Below are 26,046 nucleotides of genomic sequence, written 5' to 3' on the forward strand. Positions count from 1 at the left end.
GCTCATAATAGCTGAGCGCAATCAGATAATAGGCATAAGGCGCGTCTTTGTTGCCCGGGTGAATAGACAGAAACCGGCGTGACGACTGTATCGATTCGTTATATTTCTGAGCCATATAATAGCTGAACGAGCTCATCAGCTGGGCACGACGTGCCCAAGGTGAATATGGATGCTGGCGTTCAACTTCATCGAACAATGCGGCCGCAACAGGATATTGCTTGTTATCCAGCTTCTCTTTTGCCGCCGCGTACAGCGTGTTTACATCGCGCGCGACATAGCGGGTGTTGCTACCCGGTTTTGCACCGCCGCCGCCAAGCCCGAGAGCAGCGCAGCCGGAAAGCAATGAAGTAGTGGCAAGCAACGCCACGGACACGAGCATTTTTTTGTTCATAAACATTCCCTAGATAAACTTCATCGCGTCGCCAAGTGCTTTGCTGATTTTGTCCCCAGATGCATTGTATAGCCTGTATAACAGATGAACTTGACCATCATTCAGGTGGGGACGACATGCCATAACTCAGATTGATCGAACCGCGCACAACCCGTGTTCCGTTAAAGCGAGTCCAATCCGTATCCGGACCTCCCATAGGAGGCGCGCCCGGTGGAAGTTTTGCGACAGCATATAAATAATCGATAGTTAACTTGCCCGGCGCTTTCCGGTCGAATTCGAACATCAATTTTGCATCTGGCGTTTCTGCTCGCCACCCTATCCGCGCGGGTTGACCGGGGCGCATATTGATCGCCTTTCCATTCACGCGCACATTGGACAAGGTCAAAGTCGGTTTGATCGAGAAATTCATCAATCGCGGCGCAGCTTTGCTGATCATGCTAATCACAATTTTTTCGCGCTGCTCGTCAATTTTCACCTCCGGCAGTGCCACATCGGCAGGCGGCGCAGGCACAGCGGTCCATTTGTAACTCTCGAAACCTGGTGGAATGATTTCTGTTACGGGGCCGTCGGGCAACTCACGCGAAGTCGAACTGGTGGCCCAATAGTTTTTGCCATTTACGCGATCGCTGTAGTGAAACAGGTCACCAGGCTTGGGATTCTGGTCCGAAAAGCTCGGATCAAAAATCAACCAAGCTGCGCCAAGCCAAGCCATGGAAAAAAGGACAGCACCGAAGTGACGTGCGTAAGTAAGATTTCCGAAGCCCATGATAACAGGCCCGATCAAAGTAATCGCGAAAGGTATAATCAACGCCACCGGAGCGGGCGTCATCGGCGCAACGGTGTCGTAGGTTATAATGACGCCTGTCAGCAACAGAGCCCCCCATAATCCCCCTGTTATAGCGCTCACCCATATGACTGCAGAAGACTGCCAACCTGACCGTGCAGCCAAGTTAAGCAACAACGCCCCAATCAATCCACCCCAGTCAAAAAGCCAACTTGCACCCGGCATCCAGATTTGGGTTACCACCGCGGTAATAAGCATAAGGATAACCGAACCTGTCCACATCGCCTCTCTTGGTCGCACTAGCAGGACTGAACTCGAAGCGAGCGCGACAAAAAGCCACAGTGCTGGGCCCATTTCATTTATCCGCTCGCGCAATTGTATGATGCCGTTGCCATAAGCATAGCTCGAGAAAACATGGCTTACCAAACCAACCGTGACGGTCAACGCTAGCACACCCAATGTGCCGCCCAGCGCCTGACGCCAGCGAACACCAAGTCTTTCAACCTTTGCTGTAAACAATAAGCCAAAACCTATCGCTAGCAATATCCAGCCGAACCACATCGGATAGCGGACAACGAAAAGCCCGAAAAAATCAAAATAGGCCGCTTCACTCGCAGGCGCAGGCAACAACTCGGCATTTGCCAGAGCAGTTGTCGTGGTCAGCGCAAAATTCCCCAAATGTTTCACCGCATGCATATCGATATTGTCAAGCCGATCGCTGGGCATGTGATAGTCTTTTAACCGGTTGATAAACGCAGCATTTATGCCCGTGACGCCCTTCTTCAAAGGTACCGATAAATCAGTGTCATTTGGCAGCAACTGGTAAACATTATTGGCCAGACTGTTCCCGGTCGGCTGAACTGCATGTTTCGCCCAAAGTTGAATAAGTTCCCCATTTTTCGGGGACGTCTGGAACATGATGGCCCGGCCTCGAGATCCGCGTGCTTCGACATTGACCACCGCTCCAACCCGCGGCGCAAGAGTGTGCTTGTCAAAAAACTCCTGCGCGCCGACAAGTCCAACTTCCTCAGCATCGGTTAGCAAGAATATGACATCGCGCGCTGGCGTAGGTCCATTTACAAGAATCCGGGCTGTTTCCAGTACCGCAGAAACGCCAGAAGCATTATCGGCCGCACCGTTTGCTCCCAACACACTGTCATAATGCGCCATCAGCAGCACGGCCTTTTTCGCCCGATCCCGCCCCGGTATAACCGCAACAATATTTTGGTAAGGAGAAACGCTCACCGCGCCTTTTCGCCGATTGTCAAAGTCCGCCTGCCGAACTCCCACACCAACCTGCGTATGCACGTCCAGTCCAAGCGCCGTTAATCGTGCCACAAGCCAGTCATGTGCCTTGGCATGCCCAACCGAGCCTACGGGGCGCGGTTCAGAAGCAATTGCAATCAAAACTTTCCTGGCTTCGTTGAAAGAATAGCCGGTGCTGTCACCTCCATATGGGGCAACGCGTGTAATTAGAGCGATCGCAAGCGCGACGGCAACGACCATTGGTAAAAATAGATATCGACGCATTCAGAAAAGGGGCCCCTCAACTCCGCTGCACCCTGATTATCGTGATGATGCGCCGCTATAGGGAAAATTAACCATAAAACAATCGATGTGATGGTGTGCCGGCAAGTTTCCCGTCACATAATGATACACAGTTGCTTTTTTTCGCATCTTTTTGTCAGATGGGTCGGCCTTTCCAGACAAAAAAAGGGGCCGCGCGCGCGACCCCTTTCCTCTCCATTGCCTTTACGGGCTTAGTCTTTCAGGAAATCCGGAACATGGTCTGGATTTCCTTCGCTGGCGTTTCCGCCTTCCGAACGCTCACGGCGCGGTCCACGGTCGCCGCGGCCTTCGCCACGGGGGCCACGTTCACCGCCACCATCCCGGCGTGGACCACGATCACCGCGACCTTCGCCACGGCCACCTTCGCGGCCGCCATCACGACGGGGGCCACGATCGCTGCGCTCGCTCTTTTCGCGGGGCGGACGTGTATCTTCCAGTTCTTCGCCAGTTTCCTGGTCGACGACGCGCATCGACAGGCGAACCTTGCCGCGCGGGTCGATTTCGAGAACCTTGACCTTGACGTCCATTCCTTCGCTGACAACGTCGGTTACCTTCTCAACGCGTTCGTTGCGCATTTCGCTGACGTGGACGAGTCCGTCCTTGCCGCCCATGAAATTCACAAACGCACCGAAATCGACGAGGTTTACAACCTTACCGTCATAGATTTTGCCGACTTCAGCTTCTTCAACGATACCGCTGATCCACTTGCGAGCTGCTTCAATCTGCGTCAGGTCGCTCGACGAGATCTTGATCAGACCTTCATCATCAATGTCCACCTTGGCGCCGGTTGTTGCCACGATTTCGCGGATAACCTTACCACCGGTGCCGATGATGTCGCGGATCTTCGCCTTGTCGATTTGCATCGTTTCAATGCGCGGAGCATGCGCCGACAGTTCGCCACGGACTTCGCCCAGTGCCTTGGCCATTTCGCCTAGGATATGCGCGCGGCCTTCCTGGGCTTGGGTCAATGCGGCTTCGAAGATTTCACGGGTAATCCCGGCAATCTTGATGTCCATCTGCATCGTGGTGATGCCTTCGGAGGTACCGGCAACCTTGAAATCCATATCGCCCAGATGATCTTCATCACCCAGAATGTCGGAGAGGATCGCAAAATCCTTACCTTCGAGGATCAGGCCCATGGCAATGCCGCTGACCGGACGCTTGATCGGCACACCAGCGTCCATCATGGCGAGGCTTCCGCCGCACACCGATGCCATCGACGACGAACCGTTGGATTCGGTAATGTCGCTGGTCAGACGGATGGTGTAGGGAAACTCGTCCTTGCTCGGCAGAACAGGGTGCAGAGCGCGCCATGCAAGCTTGCCATGGCCGACTTCACGACGGCCCGGCGCGCCGAAGCGGCCGACTTCACCAACCGAATAGGGCGGGAAGTTATAGTGCAGCATGAAATGCTCATAATGCAGGCCACCAAGGCCATCGATCATCTGCTCTGCGTCCTTGGTGCCCAAGGTGCAGGTTGCGATAGTCTGGGTTTCGCCACGGGTAAACAGGGCGGAACCATGTGCGCGTGGCAAGAAGTGCGTTTCGCCGAGGATCGGACGAATTTGCGTGGTGGTGCGTCCGTCGATGCGGGTGCCGTCCTTCAGGATCGCGCCGCGAACGATTTCAGCTTCCAGCTTCTTCATCAGCTTGCCAGCAGCCATCTGGTCCTGCGGGGTTGCATCGGCGAAGGCTTCCTTCGCTTTTGCACGTGCTTCGTTCAGGGCATTGCTGCGTGCCGACTTGTCGGTCAGCTTGTAGGCTGCAGCAATATCCTTGCCGATCAGCTTCTTCAGCTTGTCTTTTGCAGCCGAAAGATCGGCCTGCTCTGCCATTGCCCAAGGTTCCTTGGCGGCTTGTTCGGCAAGCTTCACGATTGCCTTGACGATTTCCTTACATGCGTCGTGCGCAAACAGGACGGCGCCAAGCATGATTTCTTCCGAAAGCTCGTTTGCTTCGGATTCAACCATCATCACGGCATCATAAGTTGCCGCAACCACCAGATCGAGGTCGCCTTCGGCAACCTGTTCGTCGGTGGGGTTCAGGATATATTCGCCATTCACATAACCAACGCGTGCTGCGCCGATCGGGCCCATGAAAGGAACGCCCGAAATGGTCAGAGCAGCCGACGTTGCAACCATGGCAAGAATGTCGGGCTCGTTGTGGCCATCATAGCTCAGAACCTGTGCAATGGCGTTGATCTCGTTGTAGAAACCTTCGGGGAAAAGCGGACGGACCGGACGGTCGATCAGACGCGAAACCAGCGTTTCCTTTTCCGTGGCGCCACGTTCGCGCTTGAAGAAGCCACCGGGGATACGGCCGGCTGCGGAATATTTTTCCTGATAGTGAACGGTCAACGGGAAGAAATCCTGACCTTCTTTCACCGACTTTGCAGCGGTAACCGCGCAAAGAACAACAGTTTCGCCCAGCGACGCCATGACAGCACCGTCGGCTTGACGGGCAACCTTGCCCGTTTCGAGTGTCAGGGTTTGTCCGCCCCACTCGATTGATACAGTTTTCGTATTAAACATAGATTTTCCTTTGACTCAGCACCGCCCTATTGCGGTGTGAGGCCTCTTGATTGCGGAAATACCGATCCGCTGCGGGTGGGGCTAAAAAGCGCCCCTATGGCAAACCAGCCTCATTGCCGGATCGCCCCATAAGCAAAAAGCGGCCCGTTTTGGGGGCCGCTTTCGCATAATTACTTGCGAAGACCGAGCTTCGCGATGAGTGCGGCATAACGGTCCGCATCAATTTTCTTCAAATAGTCCAGAAGCGAACGACGCTTGTTGACCATCATCAAAAGACCACGACGCGAGTGATTATCCTTGTGGTGATCCTTGAAATGACCCGTCAGGGTGTTGATACGGTCGGTCAGAATGGCAACCTGCACTTCAGGCGATCCGGTATCGTTAGGCTCGCGAGCATGCTCTTTGATAACCTGGGCTTTACGTTCTGCAGTAATAGACATATTTTTCCTTCGAACATCATGGTTTTAAAGGTTAAAGCCACGGACGGATCTTAATTCTCCGTCGATGTTCTCCACCAGCGCAATAGGCCGCATTTCCGCGTCCCTCGCCCAATGTAGACCATCTTTCATGGCAATCCCGGTCGAGACGCGACCCTGTTGGATCGCCCTTGCCTGTTCCGGGGAGAGATCAAGAGCCGGGATGTCGACCAGCCCTGCCTCTATCGGCAAGATAATGTCTTCTTGGGCCGCCCCTTGGCCGAAAGCATTCAGTTTGTCCAGCGAAATCGCGCTTTCCAGGTCAAATGGTCCGGCGCGTGTCCGGCGCAGCATAGTCACATGACCGACCGTACCAACAGCATAAGCGATATCGCGCGCCAGTGAACGGATATAAGTGCCTTTGGACACATCGGCGATAAGGGTGACCGAACTCAACGTCTCGTCACCCTGAACTTGTTTCAGGGTCTTACTATTCTGCTCGTCAAAGTAAGACCCTGAAACAAGTTCAGGGTGACGGAGTGTGAGGCTGTGGATGAATACTGACCGCGCCTTCATCTCCACATCTTCGCCAGCCCGGGCCCGTTCATACGCACGTTTACCATCGATTTTGATAGCTGAATATGCCGGTGGAATTTGCGCTATGGCACCGGTGAACTCGCCCAAAACCAGCTCCATTTCTGATATGGTCGGCCGACGGTCCGAAGTAGCCACTATATCACCCTCTGCATCAAGGCCGCTAGTTTCGGCTCCGAAACTTATAGTGAACTCATAGGTCTTCGACGCATCTAGCATTCGCCCGCAAAGCTTCGTTGCCTCACCAAGAGCAATTGGCAATACCCCGGTTGCCAAGGGATCGAGCGTACCACCATGACCCACCTTGACCTTGCCAAAGCCAGCCTGACGCAGGTTCCGCTTTACGGCTGCGACGGCCTGGGTGGAGCCCAGACCCAGAGGTTTATCCAATATAATCCAACCATGCATGGCCTGCCTTTAAGGCCGCACGCGCTTTAGTCAATTTGAAGGCGCTACCACGTCCTTTGCAGCGACCTTTGCGGCATTCCTCAATTTCAGCCTTTCCTTGCGCGGCAAAGGCTTTTCCGATGTTTGCAGGCTAATCAAAGGACATTTCTGTCCACGCACGATAATCGAGCTGAATTTATCAAATTGCGGCGAACCGCCGGTATCAAAACCGATTGCCTGCGCAAAATTCAAATCGTAGCATCCACCCAGAAGTTCGGCATAATACCAACGCCGCTGACGATCCTCCAACCATATCCCGTCGCTACCGTCTGCTTCGAAATTGCGAATAGCCCCGTGATTTGGAAAAATTATCTTACTTTCCACCCCAAGTTCGGGCCAAACATATGGCTCCGGCTTTTTGGCATGAACAGAATCAGACAGTGTGGCTGCGGCTAAGGCGATGATAATGAAGCTTTTCATAAACAATATGATAAAAGCGCGAACCTGAACGGGCGATTAAAATTTACCGGGCCGAGCGTGCTTCCATAAAATGATTACGGCACATCGCAACATAACGGTCATCGCCGCCGATTTCGGTTTGGGCACCATCAATTACCGCGTTGCCCAACTCGTCAACGCGCAGGTTCATCGTCGCCTTGCGACCACAATCGCACACGCCTTTCAGTTCCACCAAACTGTCCGCGATGCCGAGAAGAGCCGCAGAGCCGGGAAACAACTCGCCCTGAAAATCGGTCCGCAGACCATAGCACACAACCGGAATATGGGCTCTATCCGCCAGACGCGCACATTGCCACACCTGCTCCTTTGACAGAAACTGCGCCTCATCGATCAACACACAGGCTAACGGGCTTTCCAGATGCTGGCGCAATACAACGGTCTCAATATCGGTATTTGACTCAAACCGGCTCGCATCCCCCGCAAGCCCGATCCGCGAGCTTATCGCCCCAAAGCCGGGACGGTCGTCAATGGCCGCCGTCCACAACATCACCTTCATGCCGCGCTCGCCATAATTGAACGCCGCCTGCAGCAGGGTCGACGATTTTCCGGCATTCATGGATGCGTAGTAGAAATAGAGCTTGGCCATCAGCCGCTTAGCCCTCGTTATCGGTCAAATCCTGTTGGACCTTGGGGGCGCTTAACAGGGTTTCGATGTGCGTCGCCTGATCAAAGCTGTCGTCTGCAAGGAATTTCAGCTTGGCCGCATATTTCATGCTCACGCGTGATGCGACTTCCTTTTGGAAGAATGCCGTATTGGTCCGTAGCGCCTTCAGCACCACATCTTCATTTGCGCCAAGCAGCGGCTTGATGAAAGCCGTGGCGTGGCGCAGGTCGGGCGACATTCGTACTTCGGTAACGCTGACGCTGTGGCTGTTGAGGACATCGTCATGTACCTCGCCGCGCGCGAGCAGTTCCGACAGAATATGGCGGAATTGCTCGCCTACACGCAGCAAGCGGACGGAGCGCCCTTCTGGCGAGACATCGTTATGCTTGGCCATAATGCCTCCTTTGGTGCCGACGCCGAACTTACAATGTCCGTTCACGCTCCTCGATTTCGAAGACTTCAAGCATATCGCCTGCCTTCACATCGTTGGTATCCGCCAGAACTACGCCACATTCCATCCCGGCGCGGACTTCATCCACATTGTCTTTGAAGCGACGCAGCGATGCGATCGTTGTTTTCGATACAATAACGTCTTCGCGGGTAAGGCGGGCATGAAGGCCCTTTTTGATAACGCCTTCGGTAACCAGAAGACCGGCTGCCTTGTCGCGCTTGCCCGATTTGAACACGTCCTTGACCTCGGCGCGTCCGACGACGGTTTCGATGATTTCCGGACCCAATTCGCCCGCCATTTCCTTGGCGATGTCGGCGGTCAGGTGATAGATCACATCGAAATATTTCAGACGCACCCGATCCCGCTTGGCGAGCGCGGCCGCCTTGCTGTTCGGGCGCACGTTGAAACCGATAAGCGGCGCGTTGGATGCCGCAGCCAAAAGCATGTCGGATTCGGTGATACCACCGACACCGGCCAGCAAAACGCGGACCTTGATGTCATCGGTGGAGATATTGTTGAGTGCGGTAACAATCGCTTCAACCGAACCTTGTACATCGCCCTTGATAACCACCGGATATTCCATCGCCCGTGTGGCCGACAGATTGTCGAACAGATTTTCAAGGTTCGGTGTAACCTGGGCTGTACGGACCTTGGTCGACTGTTCCTTACGATAAAGGGCAACTTCGCGGGCACGTGCTTCATTTTCGACAACCGTCAAAACGTCGCCTGCCGAAGGTACGCCGGTTAGACCGAGCACTTCCACAGGTGTTGCAGGACCTGCTTCGGTAACCTGCTGGCCCTTGTCGTTGATCAAGGCACGGACTTTTCCGCTCTCTGACCCGACGACAAAGATGTCGCCGCGTTTCAACGTACCGCGCTTGACGAGTACCGTCGCAACGGCTCCCCTTCCCTTATCGAGTTGGGCTTCCACCACGATTGCTTCTGCTGCGCGGTCAGGATTGGCTTTCAATTCCATAACCTCGGCCTGTAAAGCCAGCTTTTCGAGCAATGTGTCGAGGCCGGTCTTTTTCAGTGCGGAGACTTCAACATCCTGCACATCGCCGCCCATCTGTTCGACGATCACTTCATGTTCGAGCAGACGTTCACGGACCTTTTGCGGGTTCGCGCCTTCCTTGTCGACCTTGTTGATCGCGACGATCATCGGCACACCAGCTTCCTTACTATGCTTGATGGCTTCGATTGTCTGAGGCATCAGGCCGTCGTCAGCGGCAACAACCAGGATCACGATGTCGGTCACCGAAGCGCCGCGACGGCGCATCTGGGTAAAGGCCTCGTGGCCCGGTGTATCAAGGAAAGTAATGACAGAACCGTCCTTTGCCTTCACCTGATAAGCACCGATATGCTGGGTAATGCCACCGGCTTCACCGGATACGACATTGGCACCGCGCAAGGCATCAAGCAGCGAAGTTTTTCCGTGGTCGACATGGCCCATGACCGTAACAACGGGCGGACGCGGCTTTTGCGTTTCGGAGGCATCGACGTCTTCATCATGCACAATGTCGACATCGGCATCGGACACGCGGGTGATGTTGTGGCCAAATTCTTCAACCAGCAATTCTGCCGTATCCTGGTCGATCGTTTCATTGATCGTGACGGGCATACCCATCTTAAACAAGGCTTTGACCAGATCGCTGCCCTTTTCGGCCATACGGTTGGCGAGTTCCTGAACCGTGATGGTTTCAGGCACGACAACATCGCGGCTTTGCTTGGGCTGTGCGGTACGATTACCGCCACCATGCAGGCGCTTTTCCTTTTCGCGGGCGCGCTTCAGTGCTGCGAGCGAACGGGCGCGTGCACCTTCATCATCATCAAGTGCTCGGGTAACGGTCAGCTTACCCGATTGACGCCGGTCGGCGGTGCGATCGCGGGTCGGACGGTGCGGAGCCTTTTTCGCTTCTTCGCGCTCGCGCTCTGTAGGTGCGGGCGCAGCAGCGGGGCGCTTTGGTGATTCCACGGGCGTAAACCGGCGAGGAGCAGGCGCAGCGCCGTCATCATTGCTGACAGTTTCTTCGGGTTCCTGTTCGACCACAGGCGTTGCAACTTCAACAACGGCAGGCGGGGCTTCCTCGGCTTTCCGATTTTCCTCTGCCCTCCACTTTTCCTCTTCGGCTGCACGTGCCCGGGCCTCATCTTCGCGACGACGGCTTTCTTCGAGCATCGACAAACGTGCTTCTTCGGCTTCACGCAGTAATTTTGCCTGACGCTCCTGCCGGCTGAGCATATCATTTGCGACAGGCTTAGGGGCTGGCGCAGGTTCGGGTTTTGGAGCAGCGGCCACAACCGCCACGGGCGGTGGCGGAGGCGGTGGTGCCGCTTCGGGTTCAGGCGCATAACCCGGTTTGCCCACCAGTTTCTTGCGCTTTACCTCGACCACAACCTTGTTGGTGCGGCCGTGGCTAAAGGTCTGTTTGACTTCACCCGACTCAAGCGAGCGACTCAAGGTGAGCGGCTTGCGCGTTAATGTCGGCTTGTTGTTGGTATCATCACTCATCGAAACAGAACCCGTCCTTACTCAATCAATAGCGGGGATATCAGTATCGGGGCCCCACTTTTCCGAAGCATTGCTTCCGGAATCGAGGGGCGCATTACTGCATCCTTTGAAATTTAGCCAGCGTCCAAGATGATGTGTCACCCTGTCTGCCGCTTTTTGGTCAATTAGTGCGACATGCACGGCATTTTGCCGTCCCAGTGCCGCCGACAATTGGTCACGGTCGACGGGCAGCTTTATACCGCCTTTTCCGGAACCTTCCGCATCTTCACCAACGCGCCATGCCTGATCACGCTTTCCGCTGCCGTCGGCGCTCGCGTCCGATGCGTGTAAAAGCAAACGAACTTGACCGCTGCGTGATGCGGCATCAATCTTCTCGGCGCCCAAGATAAGATGCCCTGCCCGCGCTTCCAAGCCCAACCGGTCAAGAAACGCCTTCTCAAGACTACGCTCAATCCGCCCGGCCATATCATCGATTAGTTCAATTTTTTCAGTCTTGAATGCACGACGAAGCAGTCCGGCGAGCTTACCCTTGGCCTGCGCCTTTGCCAGTTCATCGTGATTAACGCCGATCCATGCGCCACGACCGGGAGCCTTGGCGAACACATCGGGCGCGACACTGCCATCGGGGCCGAGCGCTAGACGAATGAGCGTGGCACGGTCGCCATGCTCACCCGATAATATGCACTTCCTTATTGGGGAGTGTCGGTCCTCATTGGGAGTCGTCCGCTGCAACCGCGTCCTCCTCTTCGAACCAATGGGCACGTGCGGCCATGATGATCTCATTGCCTTGCTCTTCGGACAAGCCGAACACAGCCAATATACCTGCTTTGTCTTCGGTGCGATTGCGGCGCACTTCGCGGTCGCTGCGTTCGTTGCGGCGCGGTTCGCGTGCTTTCTGGATCAACTCGTCCGTCGCCAAATCGGCCAGATCATCAAGCGTCTTGATGCCCGCTTTACCCAGCACAACCAGCATCGCTTCGGTCAGTATCGGCAGTTCGGCCAGCGCATCTTCGACACCCAACTCGCGCCGTTCTGTGCGGTTGGCTTCTTCGCGACGCTCCAGAGCTTCCTGCGCGCGGTTTTGCAATTCCGCTGCCAAGTCTTCATCAAATCCTTCGATCGCTGCAATTTCCGATGGATCGACATAAGCAACTTCTTCAAGTTCGCTAAAGCCTTCGGCCACCAGCAATTGTGCCAGCGTTTCGTCAACGTCCAGCTCTTGCTGGAACATTTCGGAACGCTCGACAAATTCCTTCTGCCGCTTCTCGCTCGATTCCGCTTCGGTCATGATATCGATGCCACGACCCGTCAATTGCGAGGCCAGACGGACATTCTGTCCACGGCGGCCGATCGCGAGGCTCAACTGATCATCGGGCACAACGACTTCGATGCGGCCTTCTTCTTCGTCGATGACCACGCGGCTAACCGTTGCTGGCTGCAGCGCGTTCACGATGAAGGTTGCGGTATCTTCCGACCAGGGAATGATGTCGATCTTTTCGCCCTGCATTTCCTGAACAACAGCCTGCACGCGGCTGCCCTTCATGCCGACGCAGGCGCCGACAGGGTCGATGCTGCTGTCGTAGCTGATGACACCGATTTTGGCGCGGCTACCGGGATCACGTGCGGCTGCCTTGATTTCAATCACGCCGTCGTAGATTTCGGGAACTTCCTGCGCAAACAGCTTCTTCATGAAGTCAGGATGCGCGCGGCTCAGCAGGATTTGCGGCCCGCGATTTTCGCGCTGCACTTTCATGATGAGCGCACGAACGCGGTCACCGTTGCGGACAACCTCGCGCGGAATTTGCTGGTCGCGGCGAATGACACCCTCGGCACGGCCCAAATCGACGACGACGTGGCCGAATTCGACCGACTTCACGACGCCGGTGATAATCTCGCCAGCGCGTTCCTTGAATTCTTCATACTGACGCTCACGCTCGGCATCGCGTACTTTCTGGAAAATGACCTGCTTGGCCGATTGCGCATCGATACGGCCCAGATCCACCGGAGGCAACGGGTCCACGATAAAGTCACCCACGACCGAACCCTTTTGCAGCTTTTCCGCCTGCTTAAGATCGACCTGCTTGAAATAATCCTCAACTTCTTCAACAACCTCGACAACGCGCCACAAGCGAAGGTCGCCGGTCTGCGTGTCAAGCTTTGCACGAATGTCGTTTTCCGCACCATAACGCGCACGGGCAGCACGTTGGATCGCTTCTTCGAGAGCTTCGACGACAATCGACTTGTCGATCATCTTCTCAGATGCAACCGCATTGGCAATTGCGAGCAATTCAGCCTTGTTCGCGGCAATCGTATTAGCCATACTCTTCGTCTTCCTGTGCTTCGTCGTGAATGGGGTCTGCCTCTACTTCGTCGGCCCCATCGCTGTTGATGGGCGCAGTCGACGCAATAAGGCGGTCTGTCAAGAGCAGCTTGGCTGAGCCAAGCGCGGAAAAGGGAAAAGTCAAACGTCCGGCTTTGCGGTCATCGACCATTATGATATCGCCATCAACACCAGCAAGATCGCCACGCATATTCTTTCGGCCATCCATAGGCTCGGCAAGTTCAATCTTCGCCTCATGCCCTTTCCAATCGGTGAAATCGGCAAGACGGGTCAACGGGCGGTCGATCCCGGGCGAGCTGACTTCCAACCGATAGGCTTCTTCGATTGGATCAAGTTCATCAAACAGATCGGAGATACGATGCGATAACGCCGCGCAGTCATCGATACCAAGCTGTCTAGTCTCTGGTCGTTCCGCCATCACTTGCAATGTTGGCTCATCGCTACCTTGCGCGCCATTTTCAAACCACGCAACGCGCACCAACGTAAAGCCAAGCGCTTGCGCTTCGGGCGATATCAACGCGGACAATTTGTCGAGGTCGGGCAACGTCGGTCTTTCTTGTGCTTTTATGCAAAGCTTTCGGGTGCCGGCCCCGATAGGCGCCAGCGCTTCCAAAATCTCGCGATGTAAGGATGGAAGCTGTATATCGCCGATAAGGATATTATGCAAGCCTCTTGCTATCGAGGGGTACACACACCAATTCGTGTCGATGCACAGCAAAGGAACCGCCCCATGAACAAACCCGCTTTATTGCTATCGGCAACATTGATGATCGCCGCATGTCAGCCAACAAACAGCGATGCCGCAGCGGCCGTCAGCAGTGACAAGCCCTTTGATGTTACGGCGGTCGCTGACTTTAATCAGCCATGGGCCATGACGTTCATTCCGGGCACACCCTATGCGCTGATAACGGAGAAAAAGGGAGAGTTGAAACTTTGGCAAAATGATGGCGTTGTGGTTGACATCGCGGGAGTTCCGGAGGTCGCTTACGGCGGCCAAGGGGGCTTGGGCGATGTTATAGTCCATCCAGACTTTGCCAATAATCAATATATCTATCTCAGCTTTGCCGAAGCTGGCGCAGGCGGCTTCGGCGCGGCGGTTGCCCGCGCAAAGCTGCTACTCGACGATGCAAAGCCAGCTTTGAGCGATGTCCAGATAATCTGGCGACAGGAACCCAAAGTTTCAGGACAAGGGCATTATGGCCACCGATTGGCATTTGGCCCCGACGCCATGCTGTATATCAGCAGCGGCGAACGGCAGAAATTTCAACCTGCGCAAGATTTGAACCAGAATTTGGGCAAGATCGTCCGATTAACCGATGGCGGCATGGTGCCTTCTGACAATCCATTTTATGATCAGGGCCGAGTAAAATCACAGATATGGTCCTATGGACATCGCAACCCGCTGGGGCTCGCCTTTGATGCACAGGGCCGTTTATGGAATCAGGAAATGGGGCCTGAAGGCGGGGATGAATTGAACCTTGTCAAGAAAGCCGCTAATTATGGATATCCCAAGGTGTCAAATGGCCGCAATTATGGATCATTCACTGACGATATCCCCGACCACAAAACCGGAGACGGATATGAAGCCCCCAAGGTCTATTGGAACCCGGCGATCTCGCCCGGCGGCCTGATGATTTATTCTGGCGACATGTTTCCGGAATGGAAAGGCGATGCTTTCATCGGTGGATTGGGTGCCCAGGCTCTGGTCAGGGTAAAGCTGGATGGCGAAAACGCCGCCAAAGCTGACCAGTGGGACATGGGCGCCCGCATCCGTGAGGTCGAGCAAGGCCCTAATGGAGCCATCTGGATACTCGAAGATGGCAACAACGGGTCTGAAGGACGCTTGCTTAAGCTAACACCGAAAAAATAGACAATCGACGTAAATTCTAACGCGCTGCCGTCACGGTTCCGGTCAAATCGGCGAGGAAGGATCGAATGCGCATTGCATTCATTCCCAAATCGCTAACCCCGACGCGGCTGACAGAGCGCATATCGACAACGCTGCCTTCACCGGTATCCGTTGGACGCACCCTGATGACGACGTCGTCCTTGAACTGGAAAAATGCACTGGTTTCGGTGGCTTCCATCCGCCCTTCTTCTGGTAGGGCGATTGCTATCGTCCAGCCCCGGGCCTTTGCCAACCGCTCTGCCTTGGCAACAACATTGGGGACAGGTTCGTTAATTCGCACCGAACGAATGTCGCCATATGCCTTTTGATGAACCGTTACCCACCGCTGTTGAGGGGTAAGGCCTTTCATCTGCGCGTCATCGGCGCCCGGAATATTGTCCAGATTATCAGCCCTGAGTTGGAGAGTCCGGAATGCAGGAGGGTCGGCCAGGTCGGTTGAAACATCATGGATAGCGGGCACCGACAATGCGGAAACCAAAAACGTTCCTACCCATCCCACATAGACCAAAGCGATCAGCATACCGGCCCAGCGGCGCGTGCGCGGTGGCGGCGCGATGGACTTGCGCGCACGCCAACCAAATAATACGCCAAATAACAGGGCACCTATCCCAAGGAAGAACGCCCATGTTACGCCTTTTAATCCAGACGTAAATTCCCAGAACCCCCAGCCAGTCCCGACAGCTGACACAAGGCCCCACAATAATGCGCCGACGCCTGCCACAAGAACGAATGTGCCTTGATAATCGAATTTCTTCTTTTCGGCCAACGGCATCGCCGTTGACGAGACGTTCGGCGGCACAATAGCTTCGGCCTGATCGGCGGGATTTTCCTGTTCGTTCAAAACCTGTTTCCTTATCATGACGACATAACCCCCTCATGCTAATCGAAGATCCTCTTGATGGCAATTTACCCTTCAAAATTATGTTTGCCCATGACATTCAATTGGACAAAATACCGCTCAACTGACAGGAGGCGGCATGATAATCGACCCTGCCTCGCAGAAACGTGCCAAGCGATTTATCTTGCTGACGGTGTTCATATATTCGGCAGGCTTTGGTATCATCATGCCGGTTCTGCCCGATCTTATAAGGGAACTTACCCAACTTAGCCTATCGGAAGCGACGCAATTGGGCGCTTGGATTGGTGCGGCTTACGGCATTTTCCAGTTCATAATGGGGCCGATGATGGGCAATCTTGGCGACCGGTTTGGACGCCGCCCCGTATTTCTGGTTTCATTGTTCGGGTTTGGCGTCGATTTCCTGCTCATGGGGTTGGCTCCCTCTATAATCTGGCTGTTTGTCGGACGCTCGATTGCTGGCGGATTTGGTGCAATATTCGGCCCGGCCAACGCAGCGATGGCCGACATGTCGAGCGCAGAAGATCGCGCTGCCAGCTTTGGTAAAGTTGGTGCGGCCTTTGGACTTGGATTTATTATCGGCCCAGCGCTTGGCGGTTTTTTAGGTGACTATGGCACAAGACTGCCCTTCTTCGTTGCCGCAGGCCTTGCCTTTGCAAATGGTATCTACGGGTATTTTGTATTTCCCGAAACAATGGCCAAAGACAGGCGGCGTCGATTCGAATGGCGTCGGGCTAACCCCTTTGGTGCCTTGGCCAATCTTGGGAAAATTAAGGGCATTTTGCCCATAGCCTTCATTTATTTTCTGTGGGTCTGTGCGATCAATATCTATCCTTCATCCTTTTCCTTTTTCGCGCCTGCGCAATTTGGCTGGGACAGCAAAATGGTCGGTATTTCCCTGACGCTGGTCGGGGTATCCATGCTGCTTTTCCAGTCGCTGGTCATTGGCAAGGTCGTCAAACGGTTTGGCGAACGGAAAACGGCAATGATCGGCATGGCATTTGGCGTGACCAGCTTCGCGATTACGGCGTTTCTGACCAATGGGACAATTGCACTTGTGCTGAATATCCTGAACGGATTTTCCGGCATGGCTATGCCCGCTATTAACGCGATGATGTCGCGGCGAACGCCACCGAACCAACAAGGCGAACTGCAGGGATTGAATGGCAGCATGTCGGCTTTGGCATTTTTGATGGCGCAATTGGTTTACAATAATCTGCTGTCGATGTTTACGAGCGCAACTGCCCCGATCTATTTTCCGGGCGCCATTTTCCTTGTTGCCGCCAGTCTTGGACTTGTAACATTAACTTCGTTATTTTTGCTGTCGCGACGTGATCCTGAAACATCGATGCCTTAAACGTGTTTACGCCCATTTCCCTTTCCCGCGTTTCCGGTGAAGCCGTCGAAGCTCTTTTGGATGATGCTTTTGGCTTGGACCGGCATCAACGCACGGCATATTTGCTCCGCCAGGCTATGCCGGTAATCGACCATCTGTCTTTTGGCATGATGTTAAATGACAATTTGGTCGGCAGCATCCAATGTTGGCCGGTTGCGATTGGCAAAGCACCCTTGATACTGGTCGGCCCCGTGGCCGTTGCGTCGAACCGACAGAATGTCGGTATCGGAAAAATGCTCATGCATCACATGCTTAAAGCAAAGCGAGCTTTGGATGCCCCAATGGTGATAATCGGTGACCCCGAATATTATGGTCGCTTCGGTTTTGATTCGGTCGCGACACAAGGCTGGATTTTACCAGGCCCATGGGAACCGAGGCGATTGTTGCTGCGGAACCCCGAAAACCACCCATTGCCATCGCACGCTGATCTGGGTCCAGACCCTCAGCCGCGAAATTCGCCCTTCATTTGACGGCTGCGACCTTTGGCCTTATCGATTTCTTATGCCTTATGAAGCGCCAGATCTGGCTACATTGACCCTTGCAGAAGTCGCCGAACTCGTCGCCGCACGAAAATTGCCCGCCGTCGAAAACTGGCAACCATCGCAAGTTGGTGACAGTGAAATGCGGATATCGCCCGATGGCAAATGGTATCATCAAGGCGGCGAGATTCAACGCCCGGCAATGGTTCGGGCATTCTCCAGCCTGTTACGATGTGATGCCGACGGAACATATTGGCTGGTTACACCCCAGCAGAAATTATCTATTTTGGTCGATGACGCTCCGTTCATAGCGGTCGAAATGCAAAGTGAAGGAGAAGGCAATAAACGGACGATCATGTTTCGCCTGAACAGCGATGATTTGGTTGTAGCGGGGCCGGACAATCCCATTGAAATTCGCAATGGCCTCCTTTACCTCCACGTCCGCGCAGGTTTAACGGCGAAAATCGCACGACCCGTCTTCTACGAATTGGCTGATATTGCCCTAAACGAAAACCCCGATGCACCGGAGGTGTGGAGCAAAGGTGTGGCATATTCGATTGGTTCGGCGGAATGAACTGGATCGAACATATGGCCGCCGCACTTGACCCTGCACGGCGCATAGAAATTGAAGATGAACGCAGTCTTGGTGAAGTCCGCCACCGCCCCGCCGCCGTGCTCATTCCCATAACCGAGAGGGCAGAACCCGGGGTAATCCTGACCCAGAGACCCGACTGGTTGCGCAGCCATGCGGGGCAAGTTGCCTTTCCGGGTGGCAAGATTGACGATACCGACACCGATGAAGTGTCGGCCGCATTGCGTGAGGCGCAAGAAGAATTGAGCCTAAATCCAGACGATGTAAATGTCATCGGCGTTGCCGACACCTATTACTCGGGAAGTGGATATCGCATCGCACCTGTCGTGGGTATCATTCCCCCCGACCTTCCCCTTTTGGCGAACCCGGGCGAAGTCGAAGACTGGTTTGAAGTCCCCCTGTCCTTTTTACTTGATCCTGCCAATGCAATGAAGAAGGAGGCCCGATGGAACGGGCAATGGCGGACCTATTATGATATGCAATGGCAAGACCGTCGGATTTGGGGTGTTACTGCCGGTATCATCGCAAATTTGGTGCGTCGCCTGAAATGACTTCCATGCTTGCAAACACCATTTGGTTTCGCGCCGATAGTTTGCGCCGCATCGTTGCCGCTCTCCGCGATGAACAGGGTGGTCCGCGTATCGTCGGCGGTGCGGTGCGCGATACGCTAAAAGGCGTTGATGTTACCGATGTAGATTTGGCGACACCGTTGATTCCGGCAACCGTAATTGACCGCCTTGACGCAGCGCGGATTAAGGCTGTTCCTACTGGTATCGACCACGGGACGGTCACGGCAGTTGTCGATGGCAAGAACTATGAAATCACAACTTTACGACGCGATGTAGCGACAGACGGCAGGCGCGCCACGGTCGCATTTTCGACCAACTGGCGCGAGGATGCGGCCCGTCGCGATTTTACCATCAACGCCCTTTATGCCGATTCTGAAAGCGGTGAGATTTTCGACTATTTTGGCGGGCAAGCTGATCTGGAAGCCGGAATTCTGCGTTTCATCGGCGATGCCAATCAGCGCATTGCCGAGGATTATCTCCGCATTTTACGCTTTTTCCGGTTTCTGGCGCGCTTCGGCTCCGGCTATGTAGATCCGGCAGCTTTATTAGCATGCAAAAATGGAGCGCATGGCCTGACCGCGTTGTCACGTGAACGAATTGCTCAAGAATTGACGCGGCTTATGGTGTTGCCCAACCCGGTCCTTTCGGTGCGGTTGATGATTGAAAACGACATATTCAGGTCGTTTCTGCCCGAACTCAAAGACGAAGCAGCGCATCATCTGGAACAGACCTTTGCTCGCGAAACCGGGTTCAATCAAAAAATTTCCCTTCCCGCGCGATTGCTGACTTTGTTACCCCGCGATGCGGTAATCGTGGACCGCGTTGCAGCGCGCCTGAAACTGTCCAATCGGTTGCGGGAGCAATTGACCAAACGGGTAAACACTCCCGACCCTGACGTTGAAAATATCAGGGTAATAGCCTATCGAAATGGTGTGGAATGCGCCACCGATGCGGCCATGCTATACTGTGACAACAGCTGCCTGCCCTCGTGCCTTTCAAAGCTCAAAGATTGGATTGCGCCTGACTTTGTTGTAAAAGGGGGCGATTTGATTAGTCTTGGGTTACCTGTCGGCCATATGGTGGGCAAGACAGTTCATTCTGTGGAAGCTTTATGGATGGAAGAAGATTTTCCGCCGCACGACCGACAATTGGAAATCGCGCGTCAGGTGGTTGAGACGCTTCTGTCTGCACCGAGAAACGCGTAAGCCGCTTCGCCTATCATTGGACGGGCAAAGTAATATCCTTGGCCTACGGAGCATCCCAAACGGCGTAAGACTTCGGATATTTCGCTGCTTTCGATGCCTTCCGCGGTGGTTTTCATGCCCAATGCCCGGGCCAGAGAAAGGACTGTCCGAACGATAGCCCGCTTGTCCTTGTTCACCATCATTTCCGATACAAAGCTGCGGTCAATTTTCAACACATCGATCGGAAGTTGCTGCAAATAGGCGAGGTTGGAATAACCCGTGCCAAAATCATCCATTGCCAAATTGGTATCCAGCGCTTTCAAATTGTCGAGCAAATGCTTCGCACCTGCAGGATCGTTGATAAACGCGCTTTCGGTCAATTCCAGAGTCAAACGGTTCCCGGCTATTCCGGCTCCGCGCAAGGCTTCGTCAACCGCAGCCACCACATCGTCGCGCTGTATTTGTACCGCCGACATGTTAACCGAAATACGGAAATCCTGATTACCGGACAAACGGGAATCCCACAGGGCGATTGTCTTTGCGGCTTCCTGCAGTGCCCAGCGTCCCAAAGGAACGATCAGCCCGCTTTCTTCGGCCACGGGTATAAAATCTTCCGGGGAAATCGCGCCAAGGTCTGGATGATGCCAGCGCGCCAAGGCTTCGAATCCGCTCAAGGACCCTGTGTCCAAATCAACCAAGGGCTGATAATGCAATTCCAGCTCGCCCATTTGAAGTGCGCGGCGGAGATCCGTTTCCATACTGAACCGACGCCGTGCGGTATCCACTGTCCCGGGTGTATACAGCTCAAAAGATTTAGTGATCTTCGCCTTTTTCAAGGCTATCTGGGCATGGCGCAACGTATCCATCGGGTCGTCGTCACCAACTGTTCCTATGGCCGCCGCAGCAGCGCAGTCTACCTGTATTTCAAGGCTGGAGAGCTGACATGGGGTCGCAAACGCGTCCATGAGCCGGTTTGCAATCCGGCTAACGTCCGTGCAGTCACCGCCCAATTGCACGAACAAAGCGAATTCATTCCCGCCCAAGCGGCACAAAATCTCGTTGCTTCTAATGCGTGAGTTCAAACGTCGGGCGACTGTGATTATCAATTCGTCACCGACCATCGCACCGGCGGATTCGTTTATCCGGCTGAAGCGAGCGAGATCGAACAGGATAATGGCATAATCCTGAACAGACCCTGCTTCAGCCAACGCGTCAATTCTGACTTCGATTTCTTCTTCAAATCCCGTCCGGTTGCAAAAGCCCGTGAGGCTATCGCTCAGCATTTCCCGGCGCAGATTCAACCGGCTGGTCGCCTCGGCAGTTCGGTCCACCATCGACAGCAAGATCATATTACCGTCTGCGCCAAAACGAGCGATGCTGATTTCCAGTTCCCGCTTATTTACCGGATCGGGGGATTGCCAACATTCGAAATGTGTTTCCCGTCCACTTGCCACCATCGAAAACGCACGGTCAGCAAGCGTTCCAAGGTCCAAACCCGCTTCGCGTTCAAAGCCGAGCGCCAAATCATCGAACTTGGGATTGCTCAACACATATTCGACCCGGTCTGCTTGCAACCGGAAAATTGCACCGGCGATTGGCAGTGATGCCAACCAGCCAAATTCCAAACGCGGATCGACCGGATTTGGCTCCGTAACCTTCATCAGCTTTGGGCTGAAAGGGGACAATTCTGCAATATCGCGTCGGATAATATGCTTCATTCCAACAGGCCATAAGGACCAGTTGTAAAAAATAGTCACCTAAGTTGTGGTGGATATTTGGTTAATTTTTGCGCGACAGGATATTAGTCAAACCGGTTATTTCGCGGAAATCCTTGCGGAGGGAGCCTTCCTGCGGCCCCGCGTGCCACACGCCACAGCGACATGTCTTGTTCGGTCCGCATCCGACCGCTGTCGCCGCCCATTGCCCAACTTAAACCCTCGCTCATCCGGAAGCACATCGCATCTGCAAGTCCGCCGTCCTTATAGCGCTGCAGTGTCACGCCCTGCCCCTTTGACATTTCCGGCACCTCGCTCAGCGGGAAGACGACCAGCTTGCGATTATCACCGACAACGCACAGATATTGGTCTTTCAACATTGCGTCATCGTCGGTTTCCGGCGGTGCTGGTCGTACTACCTTGAGTTGGGCCCCCGGTTTCAGCGTTACAACGCCGCGCCCTTTTCGGGTTTCGGCAATGACATCCGCCATCTTCGCAATGAAGCCCTTGCCTGTGGAGGCCGCCAGCAACATCCGTCCATTGGCGGTGGCAGGAAAAACGGATATAATGTCATTGCCGGCTTCGATATCGACCATCGACCCGACAGGTTCACCAAAGCCACGCGCACCCGGCAATTTGTCCGCACCCAATGTGTAGAAACGGCCATTTGCCGTCGCAACCAGGATCTTGTCCGTCGTCTGCGTGTGGAATGCGAAGGCCAGACTATCGCCTTCCTTGAATTTATAATCTGCCTTCGCCGACAGGTCCGCATGGCCTTTCATGGCCTTAATCCAGCCCCGTTTCGACATGATGACCGTCACCGGTTCGCGTTCGACGAAGGCTTCCAGCGAAATTTCCCGCGCTTGCCCCGCTTCTTCCAAAGACGTGCGGCGTCGGCCCAAGAGCGTGTCTTCGGCATAGCTTTTGCGTAACGCCGCCAAATCCTTTTTCAATCGCGTCTTTTGCCGCGCGGGGCTCTCGATCAGCTTCACCAATTCTTCGCGTTCCGCCTGCAATTCGCCAAGTTCGCGGCGGAGTTCCATTTCCTCAAGCCGGCGCAGCGACCGCAAACGCATGTTCAAGATCGCCTCTGCCTGCCGGTCGTTCAGCTGGAATTCCTCCATCATCACTGGCTTGGGCTCATCCTCAGTCCGGATGATTTCGATAATCCGGTCCAGATTAAGAAACGCAATGATATAGCCAGCAAGAAGTTCCAGGCGGGCATCGATCTTGTCGAGCCTGTGCTGTGAACGGCGAACCAAGACTTCCAGTTGATGGTGCAGCCAGTGCCGCAGCACCTCGCCAATGCCCATGACTCGCGGAGTACGCTCTGCATCCAATACGTTGAGATTGAGCGAAAAACGGGTTTCCAAGTCAGTCAGACGGAATAGCGCATTTTTCAGGTCATCCGGGTCGACATTACGGCTTTTGGGTACCAGCACGATACGAATGAGTTCGTCACTCTCGTCGCGAATGTCTTCCAATATTGGCAGTTTTTTATCGGCAATCAGTTGGGCGATTTGCTCGATCAACTTGCCCTTTTGCACCTGATAAGGAATTTCCGAGACGACGAGTTGCCATGTGCCGCCCGACTGTTTTTCAACGCCGCTTTGTTCCCAATTCCCTGCCTCGTCACGCCCGGTTGAAAAGCGTGCGCGGACGCGCATGGCCCCACGACCGCTGGCATAGGCGGCGCTGATGACGTCTTTGCTGTCGACCAACAGGCCACCCGTTGCAAAATCCGGGCCCTGAACGATGCTCATAATCTGCTCATGCGATGCAGAAGGTTCGTCAATCAACAGCGTCGCCGCATCAATGATTTCCGCGACATTGTGCGATGGTATGCTCGTCGCCATGCCCACAGCAATCCCGCTTGCCCCATTGGCGAGCAAATTGGGGAAAAGCCCTGGCATAACCTCCGGCTCTTCATCCTCGCCATTATAGGTTGGACGGAAATCCGCTGCGTTCTCGTCCAGCCCATTCATCAACTCGATGGCGGTCTTGGTCAGGCGGGCTTCGGTATAACGATACGCCGCTGCATTATCGCCATCGATATTGCCAAAATTCCCCTGTCCGTCGACCAGCGGATAACGGAGCGAAAATGTCTGCGCGAGGCGCACCATCGCATCGTAGACCGACTGGTCACCATGGGGGTGATATTTACCGATGACATCGCCCACAACGCGGGCGCATTTTTTGTACCCCTGCGACGGATCAAGCTTCAGCAACCGCATCGCCCACAAAAGCCGCCGGTGCACCGGTTTCAGACCGTCGCGCAAATCCGGCAAGGACCGCGCGGTAATCGTCGACATCGCGTAAATCAGATAGCGTTCGGACAAGGCCGCATCAAAAGGCGCATCAACGATGGCGTCGAACGGGTCTTCGGGCAATGTATCAACTGTATCGGACATTGCAGCCCCGATAGCGGCGGTTGCGCGACGCGCAAAGTGGCGAATTCAGCAATCCACAGATTTGTTATCAAACGCCTGCTCTGCTAACGGGGCCGCGACTCTGACATTCTGCTGAAAGCTGCGCCCATGATCCCTCGTTATTCCCGCCCCGCCATGACCAAAATCTGGGAACCGGAGAACCGGTTCCGCATCTGGTTTGAAATCGAGGCGCATGCAACGGACGCGCTTGCGGAACTGGGTGTCGTACCAAAATCTGCTGCCGAAGCCCTTTGGGCGTGGTGGGCGACCAACCCTGCTATCGACGTAACGGCAATCGATGCCATCGAAGCAGTCACCAAGCATGATGTTATCGCGTTCCTGACATGGGTTGCCGAACAAGTTGGCGATGAAGCACGCTTCATGCATCAGGGCATGACTTCCTCGGATGTTCTGGATACGTGCCTTGCAGTGCAGTTGACGCAGGCAACCGACCTTCTGCTGGCCGATATGGATGCGCTGCTTGCGGCCCTGAAATCGCGGGCGATGGAGCATAAATTCACCCCCACCATTGGCCGAAGCCATGGCATCCACGCAGAACCCGTGACCTTCGGATTGAAGCTAGCGCAGGCCTATGCGGAATTTGCGCGCGGACGCGAGCGCCTGGTCGCGGCCCGGGCCGAAATTGCGACCTGCGCGATATCGGGCGCCGTCGGCACATTTGCCAATATCGACCCCAAAGTGGAAGCACATGTGGCTTCTAAGCTGGGGCTATCGGTTGAGCCCGTTTCAACACAGGTCATACCGCGTGACCGGCATGCTATGTTTTTTGCAATTCTGGGCGTTATTGCATCGTCCATCGAACGGCTCGCCATCGAAATCCGTCATCTGCAACGCACCGAAGTGTTGGAGGCGGAAGAATATTTCTCGCCAGGTCAAAAAGGCAGTTCGGCGATGCCGCACAAACGCAATCCGATCCTGACCGAAAATCTGACGGGACTTGCCCGTATGGTTCGCAGCGCGGTGACACCCGCGATGGAAAATGTCGCGCTGTGGCATGAGAGGGATATCTCGCACTCCTCGGTGGAGCGCTATATCGGCCCCGACGCGACGATCACGCTCGATTTCGCACTGGGCCGTTTGACCGGTGTTGTCGATAAACTGCTGGTTTATCCCGCCCGTATGCAAAAAAATCTCGACCGCATGGGCGGCCTTGTTCATTCACAGCGTGTTCTGCTTGCCCTCACCCAAGCCGGCATCAGCCGAGAGGACAGCTATTCCATCGTCCAACGCAACGCGATGAAGGTATGGGAATCCGATGGGGCATTGTCGCTTTTGGAACTGCTCAAGGCAGATCCTGATATTGCCGCCAAGATGAGCGCGGAGGAAATCGAAGACCGGTTCAATCTTGATTATCATTTCAAACATGTCGAAACGATTTTTGACCGGGTGTTTGGGTAGGTTATCCACGTGGAATTGGGACGTTACGCAATAACATCGGTGACACCACCCACCGTCACCCTGAACTTGTTTCACCTTTGGTGACTACGTTCCAGGGTCCATTTTGCCTCTCTACCCTTTGGCCTTCGTAGGACGGTTGCGTTTATAGACGCCGAAACTGAGCCCCACACTTTGTCATTCCCGCGCAGGCGGGAATCCATGGCCTGACTTTTCGGAAATACGGTTCGCACGAAGACATGAAGGCACAAAGAAGTTGCTTCGTGTCTTTGTGTCTTTGTGCGAACCAAAATCCTCTCGTGTGTGGAAACATCAGACCATGGATCCCCGTCTTCGCGGGGATGACAATATCGGGTTTTTTGGTGACCAAGTCATGAAAATCTCTCCGCAACATCACCTTGA

Annotated in this window: 22 protein-coding genes; 7 read left to right on the forward strand and 15 right to left on the reverse strand. The window is 54.6% G+C overall.

What is annotated here, in order from left to right:
• From bamD to rimP, 12 genes are all read right to left on the reverse strand, one after another.
• A partial coding sequence (bamD, locus tag ACKVOS_RS05230; protein WP_409210960.1) for an outer membrane protein assembly factor BamD occupies positions 1–391 on the reverse strand: 391 nt, incomplete at its 3' end.
• 97 nt (positions 392–488) lie between these two features.
• Positions 489–2,705: a M28 family peptidase gene (locus tag ACKVOS_RS05235; protein WP_409210961.1), complete on the reverse strand. Its 2,217-nt coding sequence runs from the start codon at positions 2,703–2,705 to the stop codon at positions 489–491.
• Positions 2,706–2,935: 230 nt separating this feature from the next.
• Positions 2,936–5,275, reverse strand: a complete 2,340-nt coding sequence (gene pnp, locus ACKVOS_RS05240; RefSeq protein WP_409210962.1) for a polyribonucleotide nucleotidyltransferase — start codon at positions 5,273–5,275, stop codon at positions 2,936–2,938.
• A gap of 170 nt (positions 5,276–5,445) precedes the next feature.
• Positions 5,446–5,715 carry a 30S ribosomal protein S15 gene (rpsO, locus tag ACKVOS_RS05245; protein WP_158898788.1) on the reverse strand — a complete coding sequence of 90 codons (270 nt, stop codon included), beginning with the start codon at positions 5,713–5,715 and terminating at the stop codon, positions 5,446–5,448.
• A 24-nt stretch (positions 5,716–5,739) separates the two neighbouring features.
• The gene (gene truB / locus ACKVOS_RS05250; protein ID WP_409210963.1) at positions 5,740–6,693 is read right to left on the reverse strand and encodes a tRNA pseudouridine(55) synthase TruB; all 954 of its coding nucleotides are present in this window, start codon (positions 6,691–6,693) and stop codon (positions 5,740–5,742) included.
• 30 nt (positions 6,694–6,723) lie between these two features.
• Entirely contained in the window at positions 6,724–7,152 is a 429-nt protein-coding gene (locus ACKVOS_RS05255; protein ID WP_409210964.1) for a DUF6491 family protein, read from the reverse strand.
• Positions 7,153–7,195: 43 nt separating this feature from the next.
• On the reverse strand, positions 7,196–7,777 hold the full coding sequence (locus ACKVOS_RS05260) for a thymidine kinase (RefSeq protein ID WP_409210965.1): 582 nt from the start codon (positions 7,775–7,777) through the stop codon (positions 7,196–7,198).
• 7 nt (positions 7,778–7,784) lie between these two features.
• A complete protein-coding gene (gene rbfA, locus ACKVOS_RS05265; RefSeq protein ID WP_409210966.1) occupies positions 7,785–8,189 on the reverse strand; it encodes a 30S ribosome-binding factor RbfA in 405 nt (134 codons plus the stop codon).
• Between the two features lie 28 nt (positions 8,190–8,217).
• Positions 8,218–10,758 (reverse strand): translation initiation factor IF-2, encoded by a 2,541-nt coding sequence (infB, locus tag ACKVOS_RS05270; protein ID WP_409210967.1) that lies wholly within the window; start codon positions 10,756–10,758, stop codon positions 8,218–8,220.
• A 21-nt stretch (positions 10,759–10,779) separates the two neighbouring features.
• On the reverse strand, positions 10,780–11,490 hold the full coding sequence (locus ACKVOS_RS05275) for a DUF448 domain-containing protein (RefSeq protein ID WP_409210968.1): 711 nt from the start codon (positions 11,488–11,490) through the stop codon (positions 10,780–10,782).
• Positions 11,468–13,078, reverse strand: coding sequence for a transcription termination factor NusA (gene nusA, locus ACKVOS_RS05280; RefSeq protein WP_409210969.1), 1,611 nt, complete (start codon positions 13,076–13,078; stop codon positions 11,468–11,470). Before nusA ends, ACKVOS_RS05275 begins: the two co-directional genes overlap by 23 nt.
• A complete protein-coding gene (gene rimP, locus ACKVOS_RS05285; protein WP_409210970.1) occupies positions 13,071–13,643 on the reverse strand; it encodes a ribosome maturation protein RimP in 573 nt (190 codons plus the stop codon). Before rimP ends, nusA begins: the two co-directional genes overlap by 8 nt.
• A gap of 186 nt (positions 13,644–13,829) precedes the next feature.
• On the opposite strand from rimP, the gene ACKVOS_RS05290 reads away from it, so the two are divergent.
• Entirely contained in the window at positions 13,830–14,969 is a 1,140-nt protein-coding gene (locus ACKVOS_RS05290; RefSeq protein WP_409210971.1) for a PQQ-dependent sugar dehydrogenase, read from the forward strand.
• A gap of 16 nt (positions 14,970–14,985) precedes the next feature.
• Here the strand turns inward: ACKVOS_RS05290 and ACKVOS_RS05295 are convergent, their stop codons facing one another.
• Entirely contained in the window at positions 14,986–15,867 is an 882-nt protein-coding gene (locus ACKVOS_RS05295; protein ID WP_409210972.1) for a DUF1499 domain-containing protein, read from the reverse strand.
• Positions 15,868–15,985: 118 nt separating this feature from the next.
• On the opposite strand from ACKVOS_RS05295, the gene ACKVOS_RS05300 reads away from it, so the two are divergent.
• The 5 genes from ACKVOS_RS05300 to ACKVOS_RS05320 are packed head-to-tail and all read left to right on the forward strand — an operon-like array spanning position 15,986 to position 20,105.
• Positions 15,986–17,221: a TCR/Tet family MFS transporter gene (locus ACKVOS_RS05300; protein ID WP_409210973.1), complete on the forward strand. Its 1,236-nt coding sequence runs from the start codon at positions 15,986–15,988 to the stop codon at positions 17,219–17,221.
• 2 nt (positions 17,222–17,223) lie between these two features.
• Complete coding sequence (locus ACKVOS_RS05305; RefSeq protein WP_409210974.1) at positions 17,224–17,730, forward strand: GNAT family N-acetyltransferase; 507 nt, start codon at positions 17,224–17,226, stop codon at positions 17,728–17,730.
• Between the two features lie 31 nt (positions 17,731–17,761).
• On the forward strand, positions 17,762–18,313 hold the full coding sequence (locus tag ACKVOS_RS05310) for a DUF1285 domain-containing protein (protein ID WP_409210975.1): 552 nt from the start codon (positions 17,762–17,764) through the stop codon (positions 18,311–18,313).
• On the forward strand, positions 18,310–18,882 hold the full coding sequence (locus tag ACKVOS_RS05315) for a CoA pyrophosphatase (protein WP_409210976.1): 573 nt from the start codon (positions 18,310–18,312) through the stop codon (positions 18,880–18,882). Before ACKVOS_RS05310 ends, ACKVOS_RS05315 begins: the two co-directional genes overlap by 4 nt.
• Positions 18,879–20,105 (forward strand): CCA tRNA nucleotidyltransferase, encoded by a 1,227-nt coding sequence (locus tag ACKVOS_RS05320; protein WP_409210977.1) that lies wholly within the window; start codon positions 18,879–18,881, stop codon positions 20,103–20,105. The genes ACKVOS_RS05315 and ACKVOS_RS05320 overlap by 4 nt, the downstream gene beginning before the upstream one ends.
• On the opposite strand, the gene ACKVOS_RS05325 is transcribed toward ACKVOS_RS05320, so the two are convergent.
• Together ACKVOS_RS05325 and parC are read right to left on the reverse strand one after the other, a co-directional pair.
• Positions 20,063–21,802, reverse strand: a complete 1,740-nt coding sequence (locus ACKVOS_RS05325) for a putative bifunctional diguanylate cyclase/phosphodiesterase (protein WP_409210978.1) — start codon at positions 21,800–21,802, stop codon at positions 20,063–20,065. The two genes, ACKVOS_RS05320 and ACKVOS_RS05325, sit on opposite strands and share 43 nt — an antisense overlap.
• 83 nt (positions 21,803–21,885) lie before the next feature.
• A complete protein-coding gene (gene parC / locus ACKVOS_RS05330; RefSeq protein WP_409210979.1) occupies positions 21,886–24,210 on the reverse strand; it encodes a DNA topoisomerase IV subunit A in 2,325 nt (774 codons plus the stop codon).
• Between the two features lie 126 nt (positions 24,211–24,336).
• Here parC and purB point away from each other — a divergent pair, with 126 nt between their 5' ends.
• Entirely contained in the window at positions 24,337–25,647 is a 1,311-nt protein-coding gene (purB, locus tag ACKVOS_RS05335) for an adenylosuccinate lyase (RefSeq protein ID WP_409210980.1), read from the forward strand.
• Positions 25,648–26,046 lie beyond the last annotated feature (399 nt).

The organism is Sphingorhabdus sp. (assembly GCF_046154385.1).
GTDB lineage: Bacteria > Pseudomonadota > Alphaproteobacteria > Sphingomonadales > Sphingomonadaceae > Sphingorhabdus_B.

Bases quoted from the DNA above. Each gene is read 5' to 3' on its own strand.
- ACKVOS_RS05235 (WP_409210961.1), bottom strand. From the start codon at position 2,705: ATGCGTCGATATCTATTTTTACCAATGGTCGTTGCCGTCGCGCTTGCG.
- pnp (WP_409210962.1), bottom strand. From the start codon at position 5,275: ATGTTTAATACGAAAACTGTATCAATCGAGTGGGGCGGACAAACCCTG.
- rpsO (WP_158898788.1), bottom strand. From the start codon at position 5,715: ATGTCTATTACTGCAGAACGTAAAGCCCAGGTTATCAAAGAGCATGCT.
- truB (WP_409210963.1), bottom strand. From the start codon at position 6,693: ATGCATGGTTGGATTATATTGGATAAACCTCTGGGTCTGGGCTCCACC.
- ACKVOS_RS05255 (WP_409210964.1), bottom strand. From the start codon at position 7,152: ATGAAAAGCTTCATTATCATCGCCTTAGCCGCAGCCACACTGTCTGAT.
- ACKVOS_RS05260 (WP_409210965.1), bottom strand. From the start codon at position 7,777: ATGGCCAAGCTCTATTTCTACTACGCATCCATGAATGCCGGAAAATCG.
- rbfA (WP_409210966.1), bottom strand. From the start codon at position 8,189: ATGGCCAAGCATAACGATGTCTCGCCAGAAGGGCGCTCCGTCCGCTTG.
- infB (WP_409210967.1), bottom strand. From the start codon at position 10,758: ATGAGTGATGATACCAACAACAAGCCGACATTAACGCGCAAGCCGCTC.
- nusA (WP_409210969.1), bottom strand. From the start codon at position 13,078: ATGGCTAATACGATTGCCGCGAACAAGGCTGAATTGCTCGCAATTGCC.
- ACKVOS_RS05290 (WP_409210971.1), top strand. From the start codon at position 13,830: ATGAACAAACCCGCTTTATTGCTATCGGCAACATTGATGATCGCCGCA.
- ACKVOS_RS05295 (WP_409210972.1), bottom strand. From the start codon at position 15,867: ATGATAAGGAAACAGGTTTTGAACGAACAGGAAAATCCCGCCGATCAG.
- ACKVOS_RS05300 (WP_409210973.1), top strand. From the start codon at position 15,986: ATGATAATCGACCCTGCCTCGCAGAAACGTGCCAAGCGATTTATCTTG.
- ACKVOS_RS05310 (WP_409210975.1), top strand. From the start codon at position 17,762: ATGCCTTATGAAGCGCCAGATCTGGCTACATTGACCCTTGCAGAAGTC.
- ACKVOS_RS05315 (WP_409210976.1), top strand. From the start codon at position 18,310: ATGAACTGGATCGAACATATGGCCGCCGCACTTGACCCTGCACGGCGC.
- ACKVOS_RS05320 (WP_409210977.1), top strand. From the start codon at position 18,879: ATGACTTCCATGCTTGCAAACACCATTTGGTTTCGCGCCGATAGTTTG.
- ACKVOS_RS05325 (WP_409210978.1), bottom strand. From the start codon at position 21,802: ATGAAGCATATTATCCGACGCGATATTGCAGAATTGTCCCCTTTCAGC.
- parC (WP_409210979.1), bottom strand. From the start codon at position 24,210: ATGTCCGATACAGTTGATACATTGCCCGAAGACCCGTTCGACGCCATC.
- purB (WP_409210980.1), top strand. From the start codon at position 24,337: ATGATCCCTCGTTATTCCCGCCCCGCCATGACCAAAATCTGGGAACCG.